Below are 17,729 nucleotides of genomic sequence, written 5' to 3'. Positions count from 1 at the left end.
AGGGAATAGGTAACGATTTAGTAACGAAACTTTGTCTTTTACCGTACTTTTGAAGTCTTGGAAGCAGGACTTTCGGGCAATAAAAAAAGCCACAAATCATTGATTTGTAGCTTTTTGTCCGTTTGCTGACCATTTCTGTCCAGCACGTTCAGCGGAGAGACAGGGATTCGAACCCCGGGTACCTCGCAGTACAACGGTTTTCAAGACCGCCGCAATCGACCACTCTGCCACCTCTCCAAAACTCCTTTATTAAGAAGCGCTTCCCTCTGAAAGCGGTGCAAAGGTACGTATTCTTTTTAAATCTGCAAGCATTCTGACGATTTTTTCACGAAATAATCGTATTTTTGCTTCGTAATTCAAATTGCAACAGCTAATCTCAATCATAAATCATAAATAGATAAATCGTAAAGATCAATGATATACCCTCAAAACTTTGAGCAAAAAATAGGATTTGACCAAATCAGACAACTACTGAAAGAAAAATGTCTCAGTACATTGGGAGAAGAAAGAGTGACAGATATGACTTTCTCTGACCAACACGATAAAGTGGAAGAGTTACTGAATCAAGTTATGGAGTTTGTCCGTATCATTCAAGAAGAAGACAGTTTTCCCGATCAATTCTTTTTTGATGTCCGTCCTTCACTAAAACGGGTAAGGATAGAAGGAATGTATTTGGACGAACAAGAACTGTTCGATTTGAGACGTTCACTTGAAACGATCCGTGACATCGTTCGCTTCCTCCATCGAAATGAAGAGGAGGAAGAGTCGGACTGCCCCTACCCCAGCCTTAAACGGCTGGCAGGAGATATTGCCGTATTCCCTCAATTGATAGGAAAAATAGACAGTATACTGAATAAATATGGCAAGATAAAGGATAACGCCTCCACAGAGCTGGCACGCATCCGTCGAGAATTGGCAAGCACGATGGGAAGCATTTCCCGTTCACTGAACAGTATACTGCGTAGCGCCCAATCCGAAGGATATGTAGATAAGGATGTAGTTCCCACCATGCGCGATGGCCGTCTGGTGATCCCCGTAGCCCCCGGACTGAAACGAAAAATAAAAGGTATCGTACACGATGAGTCCGCCAGCGGGAAAACCGTCTTTATCGAACCGGCAGAAGTAGTGGAAGCTAATAATCGTATCCGAGAACTGGAAGGAGACGAACGACGGGAAATCATCCGTATTCTTACAGAGTTCTCCAATGTATTGCGACCCTCCATCCCCGAAATACTCCAATCGTACGAATTTCTTGCCGAGATAGATTTCATCCGGGCGAAAAGCTACTTCGCCATACAGACCAACGCATTAAAACCGGCTCTTGAAAACGAACAATTGCTCGACTGGACAATGGCTGTACACCCGTTGTTGCAATTATCGCTTTCCAAACATGGAAAGAAAGTTGTTCCTCTTGACATCGAACTCAACCAGAAGCAACGTATTCTTATTATTTCCGGCCCTAATGCCGGCGGTAAATCCGTATGTCTCAAAACGGTAGGTTTGTTGCAATACATGTTGCAATGCGGAATGCCGGTTCCGATGCACGAACGCAGCCATGCCGGGATATTCAGTAACATATTTATCGACATCGGTGACGAACAGTCCATCGAAGATGATTTAAGTACCTACTCTTCTCACCTCACCAATATGAAAGTGATGATGAAAAGTTGTGATGGACACAGCCTCATCCTTATCGACGAATTCGGAGGTGGAACAGAACCACAGATAGGTGGGGCAATCGCAGAAGCGGTATTAAAGCGTTTCAATCAAAAAAAGACATTCGGAGTTATTACCACACATTATCAGAATCTTAAGCACTTTGCCGAGGATAATGAAGGGGTAGTAAACGGTGCCATGCTTTACGATCGCCACCTTATGCAGGCACTTTTCCAATTACAGATCGGTAATCCCGGTAGCTCGTTTGCTGTAGAAATTGCCCGCAAAATCGGATTACCGGAAGATGTCATTGCAGACGCTTCCGAAATTGTGGGCAGCGAATACATCAATGCAGACAAATATTTGCAAGATATCGTTCGTGACAAACGCTACTGGGAAGGAAAACGCCAGACCATTCGCCAAAGGGAGAAACACATGGAAGAGACCATCGCACGTTATCAGACAGAGATGGAAGAGTTGCAGAAATCCCGCAAGGAGATTATCCGTCAGGCTAAGGAAGAAGCTGAACGATTATTACAAGAATCAAATGCACGGATCGAAAACACGATACGTGCCATCAAAGAGGCACAGGCCGAAAAAGAGAAAACCCGGCTTGTCCGTCAGGAATTAAATGATTTCCGTGCTTCGGTAAACGAACTTGCTTCCAAAGAACAAGAGGACAAAATTGCCCGGAAGATGGAAAAGCTGAAGGAAAAGCAGAACCGGAAAAAGGAAAAGAAGCAGGTTTCTGAAAGTCAAACACCTTCACCGCACCCCCCTAAAATCACTCCGATTACCATTGGCGAACATGTAAAGATTAAAGGTCAAAGTGCCATAGGCGAAGTATTAGAAATCAACGGTAAAAACACCGCCGTAGTAGGTTTTGGAAGTATCAAGACAACAGTAAAATTAGACAGACTGGAACGCACCAATGCAGCTCCACAGAAACAAGAACCTGCAAAAAGTACATTTGTCAGTAGCCAGACGCACGACCAGATGTACGAAAAGAAACTTGGCTTCAAACAGGACATCGATGTACGCGGAATGAGGGGCGACGAAGCTTTACAGGCAGTTACCTATTTTATAGATGATGCCATCCTGGTAGGTATGGGACGCGTACGCATCCTGCACGGCACAGGAACAGGAATCTTGCGTACCCTGATCCGACAGTATCTGGATACAGTACCGGGAGTACGTCACTTTGCCGATGAACATGTACAATTCGGTGGTGCCGGAATTACAGTAGTAGATTTAGCTTAAAAGAAAACAAAAGCACAGGACAGCTTGTTCTCATTATAGTCGTGAGTAGCTTTCAAATTAATACTCATTAAAGAAAACCATTACCTTTGTCGTAGTGGTCTTCTTAAACAAAAAATAAAGCATGAAAAACAACCTGTTAAGTGAAAAATTAATTTATACGGGTGAGAGCCAGACTCCTACCCATCTGCATCTCTGTACATACAATCTCAATGAAATGCAGGAATCTTCAGGAACAAACTTTCATGAAGTCAGTAATTCACTGAACAATGAACGTATCAACTGGTTACAAGTACACGGTTTGAAAGACACAGAAACGATTCGTGAAATCTGCGAACATTTCGAAATAGACTTCCTTGTGCTGCAAGATATTTTAAATGCCGACCATCCTACCAAAATAGAAGAACATGATAAATACATCGTACTTATTCTAAAGCTCTTCCACCCTGCTAAAAAAGAAAATGAAAACGATCTGGATGAATTGGAGCAGCAACAGGTATGTATTATCTTAGGTGCAAACTATGTATTGACCTTTCTTGAAAGAGAGACTAATTTCTTTGACGACGTAAGTATAGCCTTGCGCAACGATGTATTAAAGATACGAAGCAGACAAAGCGATTATCTGTTGAGCGTACTCCTGAACAGCGTAATAGGGAATTATACTTCAATGGTCTCGGATATAGACGATGCACTTGAAGACCTTGAAGAAGAATTGCTCAGAATCAGTGACGGTGATGATATAGGCATTCAAATTCAATCTCTCAGACGCCAGTATATGTTGATGAAAAAATCCATATTTCCTCTAAAAGAACAATATATCAGACTGCTGAGAGGAGACAGTACATTGATGCATAAAGCCAACCGTGCCTTTTTCAATGATGTAAACGACCATTTGCAATTTGTTCTCCAGACAATTGAAATATGTCGTGAAACACTGTCATCTCTGGTAGACCTCTATATATCCAACAATGATTTACGGATGAACGATATTATGAAACGGCTGACAATCGTATCTACCATTTTTATACCGCTGACCTTTCTTGTCGGTGTGTGGGGGATGAATTTTAAGATGATGCCGGAACTGGACTGGAGATACGGATACTGTTTCGCTTGGGCATTAATGATCATTATAGGGATCATGGTCTATGCATTTTTCCGGAAAAAGAAATGGTATTAGGGGAGTTGAAAGTTGAGAGTTGAAAGTTTATTAGAAAGAATAACAAGAGTACAATAATATGAAGTCAATCAAAGAGTTATACCGTATTGGCACAGGTCCTTCCAGTAGTCATACGATGGGGCCGCGAAAAGCGGCTGAAATGTTTGTAACACGCCATCCGGATGCAGCAAAATTCAAAGTAACACTTTACGGGAGTCTGGCAGCTACAGGAAAAGGCCATATGACGGATGTCGCTATTATCGATACCCTCGAACCGACAGCACCGGTAGAAATTATATGGCAACCCAAAGTCTTTCTCCCTTTTCATCCGAACGGAATGACTTTTGCAGCTTTCGACACTGATGATAAGCTCATTGAAAACTGGACGGTATATAGTATCGGAGGAGGGGCATTAGCCGAAAACAGCGATACGCCTTCCATTGAAAGCCGTGATGTATACGGAATGAACAGCATGACGGAAATTTTAGAATGGTGCGAACGTAGTGGAAAAGGCTATTGGGAGTATGTAAAAGAGTGTGAGGACTCTGATATCTGGGATTACCTGAATGAGGTATGGAAAACAATGATAGACTCTATCCGTCGGGGATTGGAAGAAGAAGGGGTCCTGCCCGGTCCGTTAAACTTAAGAAGAAAGGCTTCCACTTATTATATACGTGCTACCGGATACAAACAATCGTTACAATCGCGCGGCCTTGTATTTGCATATGCATTGGCAGTCAGCGAAGAAAATGCATCCGGCGGAAAAATTGTAACTGCGCCCACTTGCGGCTCTTGTGGTGTAATGCCCGCAGTGCTCTATCATTTATACAAAAGTCGTGATTTTAGCGATATACGTATCTTACGCGCATTAGCCACAGCCGGCCTTGTAGGAAACATTGTAAAATTCAATGCTTCTATCTCCGGAGCAGAAGTAGGCTGTCAGGGAGAAGTAGGCGTAGCCTGTGCCATGGCATCAGCAGCAGCCAACCAATTATTCGGCGGTAGCCCTGCCCAGATAGAATATGCTGCCGAAATGGGCTTGGAGCATCACTTAGGAATGACCTGCGACCCCGTTTGCGGATTAGTGCAAATCCCTTGCATTGAGCGCAACGCCTATGCCGCCGCACGTGCACTGGATGCCAACCTCTACTCTTCATTCACAGATGGCATGCACCGCGTTTCTTTCGACAAGGTGGTACAAGTAATGAAGCAAACAGGACACGATCTCCCCTCCCTCTATAAAGAAACAAGTGAAGGAGGACTGGCAAAAGATTACGAATTTAGCTAAAAGAGGATTATTAAAGAAAGGGGACAACGGGAATAAGAAGAATAAAGGGAAATGGGAGAAGTACTTTGCATCATGATAGCGCAATCACTTCTCCCATCTCAACTCTCCCCTCTCCCATTATTCCACGTCCGGCCAGTGTGTGTCATCCGCATCGGTAATATCCTTTTCAAGAAGGAGACCGCCATATGCGGAGTAATACAAAGCACGTTCCTGTGCACCTCTCTGAACTTCAAAGACAAATTCTTCCGACTTATGCGGAAAGGTTAGCTTAGTAAGGTTGTCAATCACCCAATCACCGTAACCACTCTCCTCGTAAGCCGTATTGACGGCTGCGGGTAGCTGTTCACGAAAAATCTCCATCTCCGTCATGATCCAATTGGCATTTGCATCAAACCACACATCCAGTTCCGACCCATTTACCCAACAATCAGCTACATAATAAACACCCTTCTGACTCCATTCTATATCCTGTACATCAGGATAAAGTTGCTTTAACGCTGTAATGATGTCCTGATTAGGTGGCATATAATCATCATCGTTGTCACAAGCACTGAAAGAAAACAGGATTATCGCCAACATTACGGCTCCTAAATAATATTTAAATTTCATCATCTCTAAAATTATATTGGTCAAGGTTCTATATCTTACAATCAATCATCCGCTTTACGGAACTTACCATTCTTATCAAACTTAAAAGTCAAATCGGTATTCAGTTCTACTTCATACCCTTTACGGTCCCGTTCGATCTTAGTAACGAACTCAGTAGTGAAATTATTCGTCTTCAAATAGTTACTGACGAAAGAGGGGATAATCGTTGCCGGTACCTTTCCCTTTTTAGCATCCACTTCCTGCCAATTCCCTTTGCCATCAAAATCAATTTCGATACCATTGGTCAATAAAACTTCGTACTTCTTAGATAAAACCTCGCTGTCTATTTTAATATGGGCCACTTGGGGTTTGGTGAAATGCTGGTTAATGAAATTGCGTGCCGACAGTGGCAACTGGTTAATATCCTTAGTAATCACATCACCGGCAAATGCAAACTGAACGGCTACGATAGCCATCACAAGAACAGATAAAATTTTCTTCATAATCGTTATTTTTTAATGTTAATAATATAGTTTCCTATGTTTTTATAATGCAAATAACGATAGTGATTCTGGAAAGATTTAGGAATAACAGAGTGAGATCACATTTTTCAGTTTCTTTAACTATCAACAGAATGAAAACAGCATAGTGTCAATACATGTCGAATCAGCCTGCATATTCACAGATTCCGTCAAAAGAACCAACTTTTCATTTTGGGCAGTAAGTATTAAAACAACTATCGCCAGCAAAGAAAAAGAAAAAATTTAGATATTATTCATAAGATGTCAGTTCAGCATCCTCATTCCTCTTATAAATCATAACATTTATTGACTCCGCTAAAATACGAAAGGCAACCTGACGGTTGCCTTTCAATTGTTTTAAAAAGTATTACATTTGTGTAAATCCATTGTCACGAATGCATTAGAAGGCTTAAACACCCTCTTCATCATAAATTTCTTCCAATAACTCTTCCCGTGCCATCGTCATTTTACCATCAGCAGTAATCGTTATGGAAATAGGAACATACAAGTCCGTCTGCGGATAACACACACTGGCAGCATATACAATTCCTTGCGGGGTAGTCTTGTTGTATACCATTCCTTCCAAAATAGACTTTGCCAAAAAGTCTTCTCCCACTATTGAAGCAAAATTTCTCTTTGTAAAAGTCATATTGAAGATTTGCTCATTGCCACGCGTTAAACGAAGCTGAATCTTATTATCTACGAACTGATTTCCTCTATCATCTTTTACCAACGGCAAATCCTCATCCGGAGTGCGTGATATAAAAGAGTGATAATCCTTACCTTTAAACTTGATATCAACATCCGCCTTCGATACCTGCATACGTTGTAAGCCACATGCATCAACGCTATCCTGCATAATCAGCAATGATTTTTCTTCTGCTTTCTTATTTCCACCACAAGCGGTGACAACAATGAAAAAGCAATAGGCAAGCAGGTATATGAGTTTCTTCATAATTTATCCGTTCTTTAATTACGACGACAAAGGAACAAAAAGAGACGGAAATACACAAATGTTCGGAGTTGAAAGTTGATTACTTCCTCTCTCTCCGCCCCTCCTTCATCCGTTGTTCACGTTCGGACTGTTTCTTCGTATAAGAAGCATATTGCTCTTCCGTCATAATCTTTTGTAACTGTGCATTATACTCGTCATTGGCGTTTTTCATTTCCGCACGCATCTTTTCCCGTTCTTCCTTTGTCATCTGGGGAGCTTTTTTCCCGTCTTTCTTTCCATTTACATCCGGACGCATAGACATACGGGCATCCATTTTTTCACACCGTGCCAGATTCACCTCCAACAATTGTTTCTTCTGCGCATCATTCAAGGAATACTCTTTTACCATACGTTCCGTCATCTTTTCCGCCCGTTCTGCCGGAGTCATCTTTTTATGTTCTCCACGCTGACCTTGAGCCATAACCACCCCACCTATCATAAACAAGGCGATCATTAAAAATGCTATTCTTTTCATACTAACTTTCTCTTTTTGATAAAACTACTAAATCTATTTTTCTGTTGCAACTTTATATATGACCCAATAAAAAACGGGAAGTTTAATTCAACTTCCCGTTTTAACAATAAATAAGCGTAATCCTTCTGAAAACTAATCAATTTTCACAAAACGTCCGGATTCTCCTTTATCTGTACGAAGAATATACATACCGGCAGAAAGTTCGCATACGCTAAAAGATATGCCACGATATACCAAATTCTTCACTAAACTACCACCTACACTGTATATAAAAATGCGTGTTCCCCATTCGGCCGTTACATCTAATATATCTCTTGTCAACGTAGGAAAAATTTTCAATGTTCCTTCCTCAGCCGTTGTCTCTATATTACCGGTTCCTACGATAGCACCACTTTCAATCACCATCCATCCGACCTGATCGAGTGCAGAAGTTCCTGATGCTCCGGCCGACTTTTCACGTTGCTTCATAAAAGTAACCGCTTCCGAAGTTAAACCCGAATAACGGAGATTGGATGTAAAACTATCATTGCTCGTCAAAAGTGTACAATAGAATGCCGGATCAGTATAAGTTCCATCAAAAGATAGTTCTGCTTTATTACTCAATTCTCCCACTACCTCAGCAGTCTTTCCCACTTTTATTTTTTTGCCATTTACAACCGTCATACCCGGGACAATTGCAAAATAGCAAATATTCTCTCTGGAAAAGCTACCTGTCATACTCTTTTCACGTGTAAAATGCACTTCAAATCCCTCCTTTGTCACATTTCTGACTCGTGCAAAGGAAGGAGATGTCACTTTTGCAGAAGATGGAGATACAAAAACAACAGGTGCTTCCGTAAATGGCTTTGTAAAAGTCACTTTTTTCCACTCGTCATTAACACTTCTTACATCTCCCGCTTCAACATCTAAATCGCCCCACTTATAATTTCCTTTAGTGGCTACAATATAAGGAGCATTTTCCGCTTTAGGCAGTTCTGTTACATTCTGATATTCCCACGGAGTAAATTTGAAACGAAACCCATTAGTCGAAGTTCCCTGAAGATGATAACTTAGCAGCGTTCTCGTAGCAGAAGAAAATCCGCCAAATACAACAGCAGGAGTAGTGCTATAAGCTGCTCCGTCTTCAAAAAAGAAATATTTCCACACCAGATCGGAAAGTGTAGCTACCCCATAACGAACATCCGAAGTGCCTTTCACAATAGGTACATCAACCACCATTTCATTAGAATATTTCTCTTCCGAACCGGATTTAATCTTCACACGATATGTATAGGCATGTGATTCCGTCGGCTTCAACTCTTCCGAATACTGATTTTTCAATTGTCCCACTCCTGAGATCAGTTCTTCAAATTCCCCGTCATCCGTTTTACGCTCCAATACATATTCATCTGTAAGTTCACCATTGTAATCCGTCCAGGATACTTCCACGGCGCGTGAATTCATATTGTACGAAGCTTCCAATTCCGGAGTCACCACCTGATATGTAGGCACTACAGCTTTCAAAGGATTATAGGCCATCGGAGCATGAAGATCACGATAATACTCACCGGCGGGGGTCAGTTTTTGGTCGATGGCACCGCCTGCCGTATAGTTCCCGTTATCATCTTTTCCTACCACCAATGCACGTTCGTCACCTACCCAATTATAAATGGAATAACGTTCGATAAAGCTACATGTATCCAAGACATTTAAGATACCCTTTAAATCGGTCAATTGCTTCTGTTGTTTACTGGCTTCATCAGCAGGCCAAGTCTCGTGCGTCCAGTTAGCACCATTGTTCCATTCTGTAATCCAGATAGGAAGTCCTGTTCGGTCGTGAATCGCCTTTAGCTTCTGATACCATTTTTCCGGTGAGATATTGCCATTGCCGTCCGTTACCACCTGTGCACCTCCGGAACCACCCCAATAAGCATGTACAGCTACATAGTCCACCCGGTAATTGCGTTTCTTACACTCATCCAGAAAGCTATACAACCAATTCAAATTATCGGCTATGGCAGGAGTACCCAAACGAAGTCCCGACTCCATCATTTGCGGCCATTGCCCGATCGCTTTTTCTACCGATGCATTGGCTTGTTCCGGTCTGTCCGGCTCATTATATCCCAAAAGATGGGTTACATTCGATTTCGAGTTGATCTCAGCAAATCCGGGCCATCCCCAATTCTGCTTAATAGGAACAAACTCCGCATCATTCAGCGACTCCCGGTCGGCACTCCAAGAATAATACCAAGTAGATGCCGTCAGATCTATCTCATTGTAACATCCCGCACCGGACGAACACCATCCCTTCTTGGATACCCATTCCCATCTGAAACAACGGATATAGGAAACCTTGCCATTCAATTCGTGCGGAAGAACCGGAATATCAATATCCTCATTGTCGGCAATGAACACACGGCTGTATCCCTGTCCGTTGGATTCATTGGCCAATGTCGCCATATATCCTCTTTTCAATTTGAAAGACCGGATGGCATTATCAAACGACTCCAAATCCTGATAGCAGGAATCTACGAGATACGTACGGTTCTCCCCCGAATAATTTTCGCCCGTGAAAACCTGCAACGGTTCATAGTTCTCATCATGAGGTATGATGACAGTACCATGGAGAAAAACATCCACCCGACTATTTTTACCCGGTTGCAAGACTTCTCCCGACACCTTTATCATGGAAGCATATTTCTCTATAACCTCAGAAGGGCGTACATTGTCGAAGAAGAGCCATGCATCCTGCGAAACCAGATTGACTGAGGCATTTTTCAAGGGAATTTCTCCGGTCATATGCATGTCTATCATCCCGCTCAATTCCTTGTTTTCATTCTCTATGGATACAACAGTCTGTGTCTCCCTCGCAAAGAGGGAGACACATGAACATAGTAATGCAAATAATATAACACTAAAAAATCTCATACACTATTCAATCTTTACAGGACCACTTTTTTAGTCACATTTCCTACTTTCACAATGTATACACCTTTAGCTTGTCCGGCCATCGGTATCATCATCTTATCAGATTGTGCTACATCCGACTTCTGCAAATTTCCTGCAATATCGTACACAGTCACCTGATCGCCGGCAGACACTCCGCCTACCAAAATATTCACACCGAGTTTGCGAACCGATACATTGTTGGCATTCATGGAAGCAATGCCAGATGCGGTTCCTTTCTGGAATACTACGTCATCATAGTCGATATACACATTTTCATTCTGAGGTTTTCCATCGCCTTCCCCACCGGCACCATCCATACCCAGACAAATAATCATCTTAGTTTCAGAGTCTGTCTTGATGCCTGATGTAGAAAAAACTTTCCAATCGCACGTTTCATGAGGAATCTGTTGTTCATAAATCATGGCACCTTTCACAGTTCCTCCTTTATCATTTGTTGAAGCCTCGTATACACGAATATGACGTTTAGCATCTTGTTTGTCTCTCGTACCACCCGCGTTCACACGATAAATGCAAGAAAGAGAATAGGTTTCTCCGGGAACAACACTTACCGTCTGCTGAATACCATCCGAATCAAACCAGCCATTCCAGAAATAGCGTTGAAAACGAAGATATTGATAATTATCATCTGTTATCAAATCCCCTCCTTCACCGGACATATCAGCATCCTCTATGTCTTTGATAAAGGCAAACGTGTTCCACTCATCTTGCCCTGCATTATTAAATGTTCCACTTACAATAGCGTTATCCAAACCATCGACATCTCTCTTAAGATCCCATCCTTCGATGACTTCAGGACACATTATGTCTGAATGATTAAATGCTGTATAGCCGGCCTCAAAATCACCGTTTTTCAACAGATTTCCCTCTTTTTGCTGTGCAAATACAGCAGTCATTGAAAAAAGAGTACAAGTTCCCCACAGTAATAATTTCGCTTTCATGATAGTTAAAATATTAATTAAACAATTCTATTATTTTAAGCAGTTCCCCGGCAGAAAATCCGCCGGAGACTGTTGTTTATTATTTCTAAAATTCCGGCATTGAATTAGCCGATTCACTCCATCCCGGGTTCTGATATAAGACACCGTCACCGCAAAGAGAGAATTGCTTAATAGGCACATAACCTAAATAATAAGCGTAATACCATCCCAAACCACTGAAAGCATCCGAGGTTCTTTGTATTTCAAAAGGACGCAGATAATTACTCAATTCCGGCGAAGACACTACGGACTTGGTATTATCCGGATCGGCAGGCAATCGTTTGTAGGAGTAAACCGGAAGTTGCTTCCCATCATCTCCCCACAATTTAAAGCCTTCGATGTGATATTTATTTTCTTTCAACTGATCCATAGAGCGCCAACGGCACAAGTCCATATAGCGCATGCCCATCCCTATTAACTCACAACGGCGTTCACGACGAATGCAATACAATACTTTATCGCTTAATACCGCCCCGGCAGAATAGGCTCCCCAATCATATGCCTGATCTTTCAAAGCCGTCTCCTTTGCCATATCGGTTGCATCGATCGTTTCCTGAATGGAAGCAGTGATCAAGGCATGTTTCTGACGAAGTTCATTCCAATACTGTTCTATCTTATCCGTATGCCAGTCGCCCGATGCCAGATAACGGGCTTCGATGTAATTCAAATAAGCCTCGGCAGCCATGAATACAGGAGAACCCAAGAAAGTTCCATACTGATCATTCTCCTCTTTGTCTTTCGAATTGCCCATCCGTAGCATGTACCCTGTCGGATTCTTAGTATCCCCTGTAATCGTCGGATTTGCAGGCTCTACTATTTGTCCGGACGAGCCTAAGTTAGAAGTGAGGTTTACAAAGTAATTCACCTGTCCCGGCTCTTTCAGAAAGACATTAATACGTGCATCCCGATTCTTGCGGACATTGGCTATACCTTCGTCGTTGTAGGTAAAAGATGAAGAATAGATCGGTTTACCGTCACTCATCAAATAACTTTCGATCATTCCTCTTGTAGTACCGGTGCCATTATTCATCAGTTGTGCATGATAACCCACACTATGACCAACCGACAATGCACGGCTATACTGTCTCCACATAATAACTTCGCTATATCCTTTCATGTCTTCGGTAGCATACATATCCATGTATGGATTGCTGGGTTCACTGGCGCTTTGCTGTACATTTCCCGTATTTTGTACCAATGCATATTTTCCAGCGATAGAATCGGCAGCTTCATAAGCCCGTCTCAAGAAATAATCAATCTCTGCCTGATAACTCCCGGCTGGAAATGTATAATTAGGGTACATATCTTTTCCTGGCCATTTATCTCCTCCCGGTACATATTCCTTGTGATATTTCAGCCATGTAGCTTCAAACAGCGCTACTCTCGATTTCAGGAAAATAGCCGCATCTTCCGATATACGCGTCTTATTAGCATCCGGATTGGCTCCCGACATTAAATAAGAAGCCATATCCAGATTATTTAAGATAAAACGTGCCACCTCATTACGCGGAGAACGTTTACTTTCTTTTATCAAAACCTCTTCCTGATCTGGCAATATTTGAGTAATAATCGGATAATCTCCGAACATCTGGTATCGCTTAAAATATTCATAGGCCCGGAGAAAATAAATTTCTCCAATATAATGACGGATATACTCTTCATTACCGGAAAGATTGCCGGAAGCATATTTCGGAAGTACCTCCTGCAAAAAGTAGTTACAGCTACGTATGTTTTCAAAATAATAGTCTCCATTATCCATACCGGTATGCAGGTTTCCTATATACTTTGAATCAGCTTTACTCTTCACCATGTTATCCGTTCCTGCATCGCCACCAAAAATGCCATAAGTGTATATACCGCCATGTGAAGGCAATATTCCGTATAAGCCATTTACATAAGTTGCCAATTCATTTTCTTCATTCAAATAAAGTTCCGGTGGGATATCCGATGGAGGAGTTATATCCAGATAATCATTACATGAAGTCAATAGTACACCGGAGCAGGTAGCAATACCCACCAACCATTTAAAGCTAAGTTTATATCTATTTTTCATTGTTCTACTGTATTAAAATTAAAGTGTAATGCTTAAGCCGAAAGAAATGACTTTAGACAACGGATAAGCCTCACCGATATTCTTATTCTTTCCATCACCATTACCGCCATCCACTGTTTCCGGATCGAACATACTGGCCATTTTGGTTCCTACCCACAAATTTTCACCGGAAACATAAACTCTCAATCTGGACACATTGAACTTCTGAGTCCATCTCAAAGGCAGAGTATACCCCAATTGAACATTTTTCAGACGAATATAAGCTCCACTCTGCAAATATCGGGACTGACAATATTGATTTTTGTTCAAGTGTTTATCACCGCCGCCACCCGGCTGTGCCCCAAAATAAGGACGAGGATAGTATGCACCTGGATTATCCTCCGACCAATAGTCTAAATGGTCATAAAAACAAGTGGATTTACGGGCATCTCCTGTTGCTCCCCAGAACAGCCAGCTATCCTGCCAGTAATCCCGCTTCATCACTCCCTGAAAGAATGCACTGAAATCAAATCCTTTCCAATCAGCTCCCAGATTAATTCCAAACTGATACCGAGGAGTCTTATTTCCTATTTTCTTATAATCCCCGTGATCTGCCAATGTATATTCTCCACTATTTATTTCACCGTCACCATCCAAATCGGCATACATAATATCACCGGCATTCCAGTCATCACCCAATCCAGATTGTCCTTTCCGAGGTTCAGCCGGCCATACTCCATGTGTATTATAATAATTCTGGTCGAGTTGATCCAAATGCCGTTCCATCTCTTCTTTACTTTGGGCAATCCCTACCGTCTCATATCCATAAATATCGCCTAAATACTCTCCTTCGATGTACCCTCCTAAATTTCCGGTCGGATTATTCAGATATTTCACAACTTTTGAACGGGCATCTGATAAGGAGAATCCAATGTTATAACCCAAACCGTTACTCAAACGATCCTGCCATTTAACGGCCAATTCAAAACCGGACGTACACATATCCGCACTATTCACATCAGGAACGGCTATTCCCAATACAACCGGCAATTCCAAGCCTTTTGCTACCATTCCAGTAGTAGTACGCTGAAAATAGTCGAAAGCACCTGTCAACCTATTATTGAATGCTCCGAAATCGAGACCGATATTCCAGCTTTTCACACGTTCCCATGTCAATATCGTACTGATCATTTTCGGCTGGGTTGTCGTGTTAGTCTTCTGGCCATTCTGCAACCAATCACCATTATTAGCTTTCACTTCAAGCACTTCATAAGTCGGATACCAACCATCCGTATTCTGATTTCCCAATTCTCCGTAAGAACCTCTAACCTTCAACATGCCAATATAGGGTTCAATCGATTCCCAGTATTGCTCACGGGCCATGTTATATCCCAACGAGAAAGAGGGATACAAGTCCCAGCGCTGATTGCTACGGAAACGCGAACTTCCATCATAACGCAAATTTACTTCTGCCAGATAGATACCTTTATAGTCATAATTGGCACGTCCGAAAAATGCCGCGGTAGCCCAACGGTTATATTTACCTCCTGCCGAAGGATATTTATCCTCTCCGTTCAGCAATTTGTCCGTCATCGCATTCTCATAAGGAAAATCATTGCTGATAAACCCATATTTAGTATGTTCATCATAATCCTGACGCAATCCTTCTGTCTGGAAACCAAACATCACTTTCATATTATGAACTTCGGCAAAACTATGAGAATAATCCGTATAGGCATTTATATTCATATAGTTCTCACGGGTATGACGTCTGTTCAGCGTTCCCGCTCCCGACTGCTCTATCGGAGTGCCATCCGTATAATAGCTTTGGGTCAGGAACCATGTCTCTCTCACGGCCGAATTATATATTCTATAATTGGCTTCCAAGTGCGTTGTCCATCCCTTGATCGGTTCAATGATAAGAGCACCCTGCATATAAAGCTCATCATTTTGGGAAATATATCTTCCACCTTGGTCCAGCTTCATGACCTCCTGAAAGAGTCCACCGAAAATATTGCCGTAGGGATCGCGGAAAGGAGTGGTCGGCCAGCCGTTCATGCTCAAATTATCATAAAGAGAACCGCTCAAAGACGAAGGTCTGTCGTAATCTTTACGGATAAATCGCGTATTTACATCCAGTCGCACCCATTTGGACAGCTCCGCATTAAATTTAGCCGTCATGGTGTAACGTTTCAGTTTATCGGAAGACACGTTACAAAGTCCGGATTGATCCAGATAATTGGCAGATGCATAGTATCCGATCTTATCCGTACCGCCACTTACACTCATGTTGTGTTCCTGCGAGAACGCCCAATCTTTATACACAATATCATACCAGTCCGTATTTGCAGAATAGTTATTCCATTGATTCGACCAATACTTGGAGTTACCGGAATCCGGTACCATATCCACCGCACCTTCCTGTCCATTCACCGTTGCATAAATACGGTCCATCACCTCTTGTTGGAAATAATCTCCGCTTCCTGCATTTCTACTGGCCTCATTATAATAATTGGCAAACGTCCACGAATCTACCATATCCGGAATACGCGTAGGACTACCCCAGCGGAAGTTATTATTGTAAGTAACCGCAGCCTTTCCCTGACGTCCCTTCTTCGTAGTAACAAGAATTACCCCATATGGTGCACGTGAACCGTAAATAGCAGCAGCAGCCGCATCTTTCAATACGGATACATTCTCAATATCCTGCGGATTGATAGAATTGATATCCCCTTCCATGCCATCGATTAGAATTAACGGATCGGCAGAAGCGGAGCCCAATGTGTTCGCACCACGAATTCGGATGCTTGCATTTTTATCCAGCGCTCCGGAATTAGACGTAATCTGCAATCCCGGGACTGCCCCTTGCAGAGCCTGCACAGCATTGATCACCGGACGATCCTCCATCACTTTGGCATCTACCATCGATACCGCCCCCGTCAGATTCACTTTCTTCTGCGTACCGAATCCCACTACTACCACCTCATCCAGTGACTTCGCGTCATCTTTTAATATAATATTGAAATTCGTTTTCCGTCCGACTGTTATTTCCTGAGTCTGATACCCCAAGTAACTTATGACTAGTACATCGCCGGAGCGAACCGACAATGTAAAATTACCGTCAATGTCGGATATAATTCCATTTGTCGTACCCTTCACAACAACATTCGCCCCGATCACCGGTTCTCCTGCAATATCCTTTATAACACCTGTAACTTTAACTGTTCCTTGCTGCTGAAGCACGTTTTGTTCCATCCCATCGGCAAAAGCTACCGAAGGAGCCATCAGCAACAACCCTCCTAATGCAAAAGCGGCAAAAGCCCTGCATGCTATTCCTGCATTAAATGGTGGACAATTAAGAGAAAAGTTCATAGCCTTGTTTTTTTTCATACTATTATCTTTTAAATGTAACTGTTATTTCCGTTTTTAAATATCCTGAAAACGTCCTCTTACCCTACAAAAAAATGTGTAACCTTTCGCTGTTTCATTTACATAGTAACCGCTCTTTTTCTACCTTAACCTTAATTCCCTTAAAAACTAAAAAATACCTTTATTTTCGATGAAACAAAAGTAGGGAAGGAAGAGAAAAATCCACTCCAATATTATTTCAAAAAGCCCGATTTTAATGCAACCCCAGAATTTCAGAAATAATTGAATGATTTTTCTACCTGCTATGAAGTACAGGAAAAGAGATTAAAGAAATGAGAATGGCATTGCTACCATTCCCATTATGTGTAAAGCGATTTTTTGATCTTATTGATGCCTCCCTGAAAACCTGCTTCAATTCAGCTCAATAAATTTTTCTGATTTATCGGGGCAGGTTCTGATTATGACGT

At 42.1% G+C, this 17,729-nt stretch carries 11 protein-coding genes and 1 tRNA gene; 3 read left to right on the top strand and 9 right to left on the bottom strand.

The features are described from left to right. Positions 1-152 precede the first annotated feature (152 nt). Positions 153-237: transfer RNA gene (locus RB604_RS11240), tRNA-Ser, on the bottom strand. 177 nt (positions 238-414) lie between these two features. On the opposite strand from RB604_RS11240, the gene RB604_RS11235 reads away from it, so the two are divergent. From RB604_RS11235 to RB604_RS11225, 3 genes are all read left to right on the top strand, one after another. Further along, complete coding sequence (locus RB604_RS11235; RefSeq protein WP_005924257.1) at positions 415-2,916, top strand: endonuclease MutS2; 2,502 nt, start codon at positions 415-417, stop codon at positions 2,914-2,916. Between the two features lie 121 nt (positions 2,917-3,037). Further along, positions 3,038-4,090, top strand: a complete 1,053-nt coding sequence (corA, locus tag RB604_RS11230; protein ID WP_021936610.1) for a magnesium/cobalt transporter CorA — start codon at positions 3,038-3,040, stop codon at positions 4,088-4,090. A gap of 58 nt (positions 4,091-4,148) precedes the next feature. Then, positions 4,149-5,357, top strand: a complete 1,209-nt coding sequence (locus tag RB604_RS11225; RefSeq protein ID WP_005924263.1) for an L-serine ammonia-lyase — start codon at positions 4,149-4,151, stop codon at positions 5,355-5,357. A 117-nt stretch (positions 5,358-5,474) separates the two neighbouring features. On the opposite strand, the gene RB604_RS11220 is transcribed toward RB604_RS11225, so the two are convergent. The 8 genes from RB604_RS11220 to RB604_RS11185 all read right to left on the bottom strand — a co-directional run bounded on the left by RB604_RS11220 (position 5,475) and on the right by RB604_RS11185 (position 17,283). Then, positions 5,475-5,969 carry a PepSY-like domain-containing protein gene (locus RB604_RS11220; protein ID WP_025819629.1) on the bottom strand — a complete coding sequence of 165 codons (495 nt, stop codon included), beginning with the start codon at positions 5,967-5,969 and terminating at the stop codon, positions 5,475-5,477. A gap of 38 nt (positions 5,970-6,007) precedes the next feature. Further along, positions 6,008-6,448, bottom strand: coding sequence for a PepSY-like domain-containing protein (locus RB604_RS11215; RefSeq protein WP_007478221.1), 441 nt, complete (start codon positions 6,446-6,448; stop codon positions 6,008-6,010). A 427-nt stretch (positions 6,449-6,875) separates the two neighbouring features. Further along, positions 6,876-7,421 (bottom strand): DUF4738 domain-containing protein, encoded by a 546-nt coding sequence (locus RB604_RS11210; RefSeq protein ID WP_055295768.1) that lies wholly within the window; start codon positions 7,419-7,421, stop codon positions 6,876-6,878. A 79-nt stretch (positions 7,422-7,500) separates the two neighbouring features. Then, positions 7,501-7,935 carry a DUF4890 domain-containing protein gene (locus RB604_RS11205; RefSeq protein ID WP_005924275.1) on the bottom strand — a complete coding sequence of 145 codons (435 nt, stop codon included), beginning with the start codon at positions 7,933-7,935 and terminating at the stop codon, positions 7,501-7,503. 132 nt (positions 7,936-8,067) lie between these two features. Next, positions 8,068-10,842 (bottom strand): glycosyl hydrolase, encoded by a 2,775-nt coding sequence (locus RB604_RS11200; protein WP_007478226.1) that lies wholly within the window; start codon positions 10,840-10,842, stop codon positions 8,068-8,070. Between the two features lie 14 nt (positions 10,843-10,856). Further along, complete coding sequence (locus RB604_RS11195; RefSeq protein WP_007478228.1) at positions 10,857-11,822, bottom strand: T9SS type A sorting domain-containing protein; 966 nt, start codon at positions 11,820-11,822, stop codon at positions 10,857-10,859. Positions 11,823-11,907: 85 nt separating this feature from the next. After that, positions 11,908-13,914, bottom strand: coding sequence for a RagB/SusD family nutrient uptake outer membrane protein (locus RB604_RS11190; protein WP_007478230.1), 2,007 nt, complete (start codon positions 13,912-13,914; stop codon positions 11,908-11,910). 18 nt (positions 13,915-13,932) lie between these two features. After that, positions 13,933-17,283: a SusC/RagA family TonB-linked outer membrane protein gene (locus RB604_RS11185; protein ID WP_007478232.1), complete on the bottom strand. Its 3,351-nt coding sequence runs from the start codon at positions 17,281-17,283 to the stop codon at positions 13,933-13,935. Positions 17,284-17,729: the final 446 nt, after the last annotated feature.

The sequence above is a fragment of the Bacteroides salyersiae genome (assembly GCF_031172035.1).
GTDB lineage: Bacteria > Bacteroidota > Bacteroidia > Bacteroidales > Bacteroidaceae > Bacteroides > Bacteroides salyersiae.
This window is presented reverse-complemented; position numbering and strand designations above follow the sequence as displayed.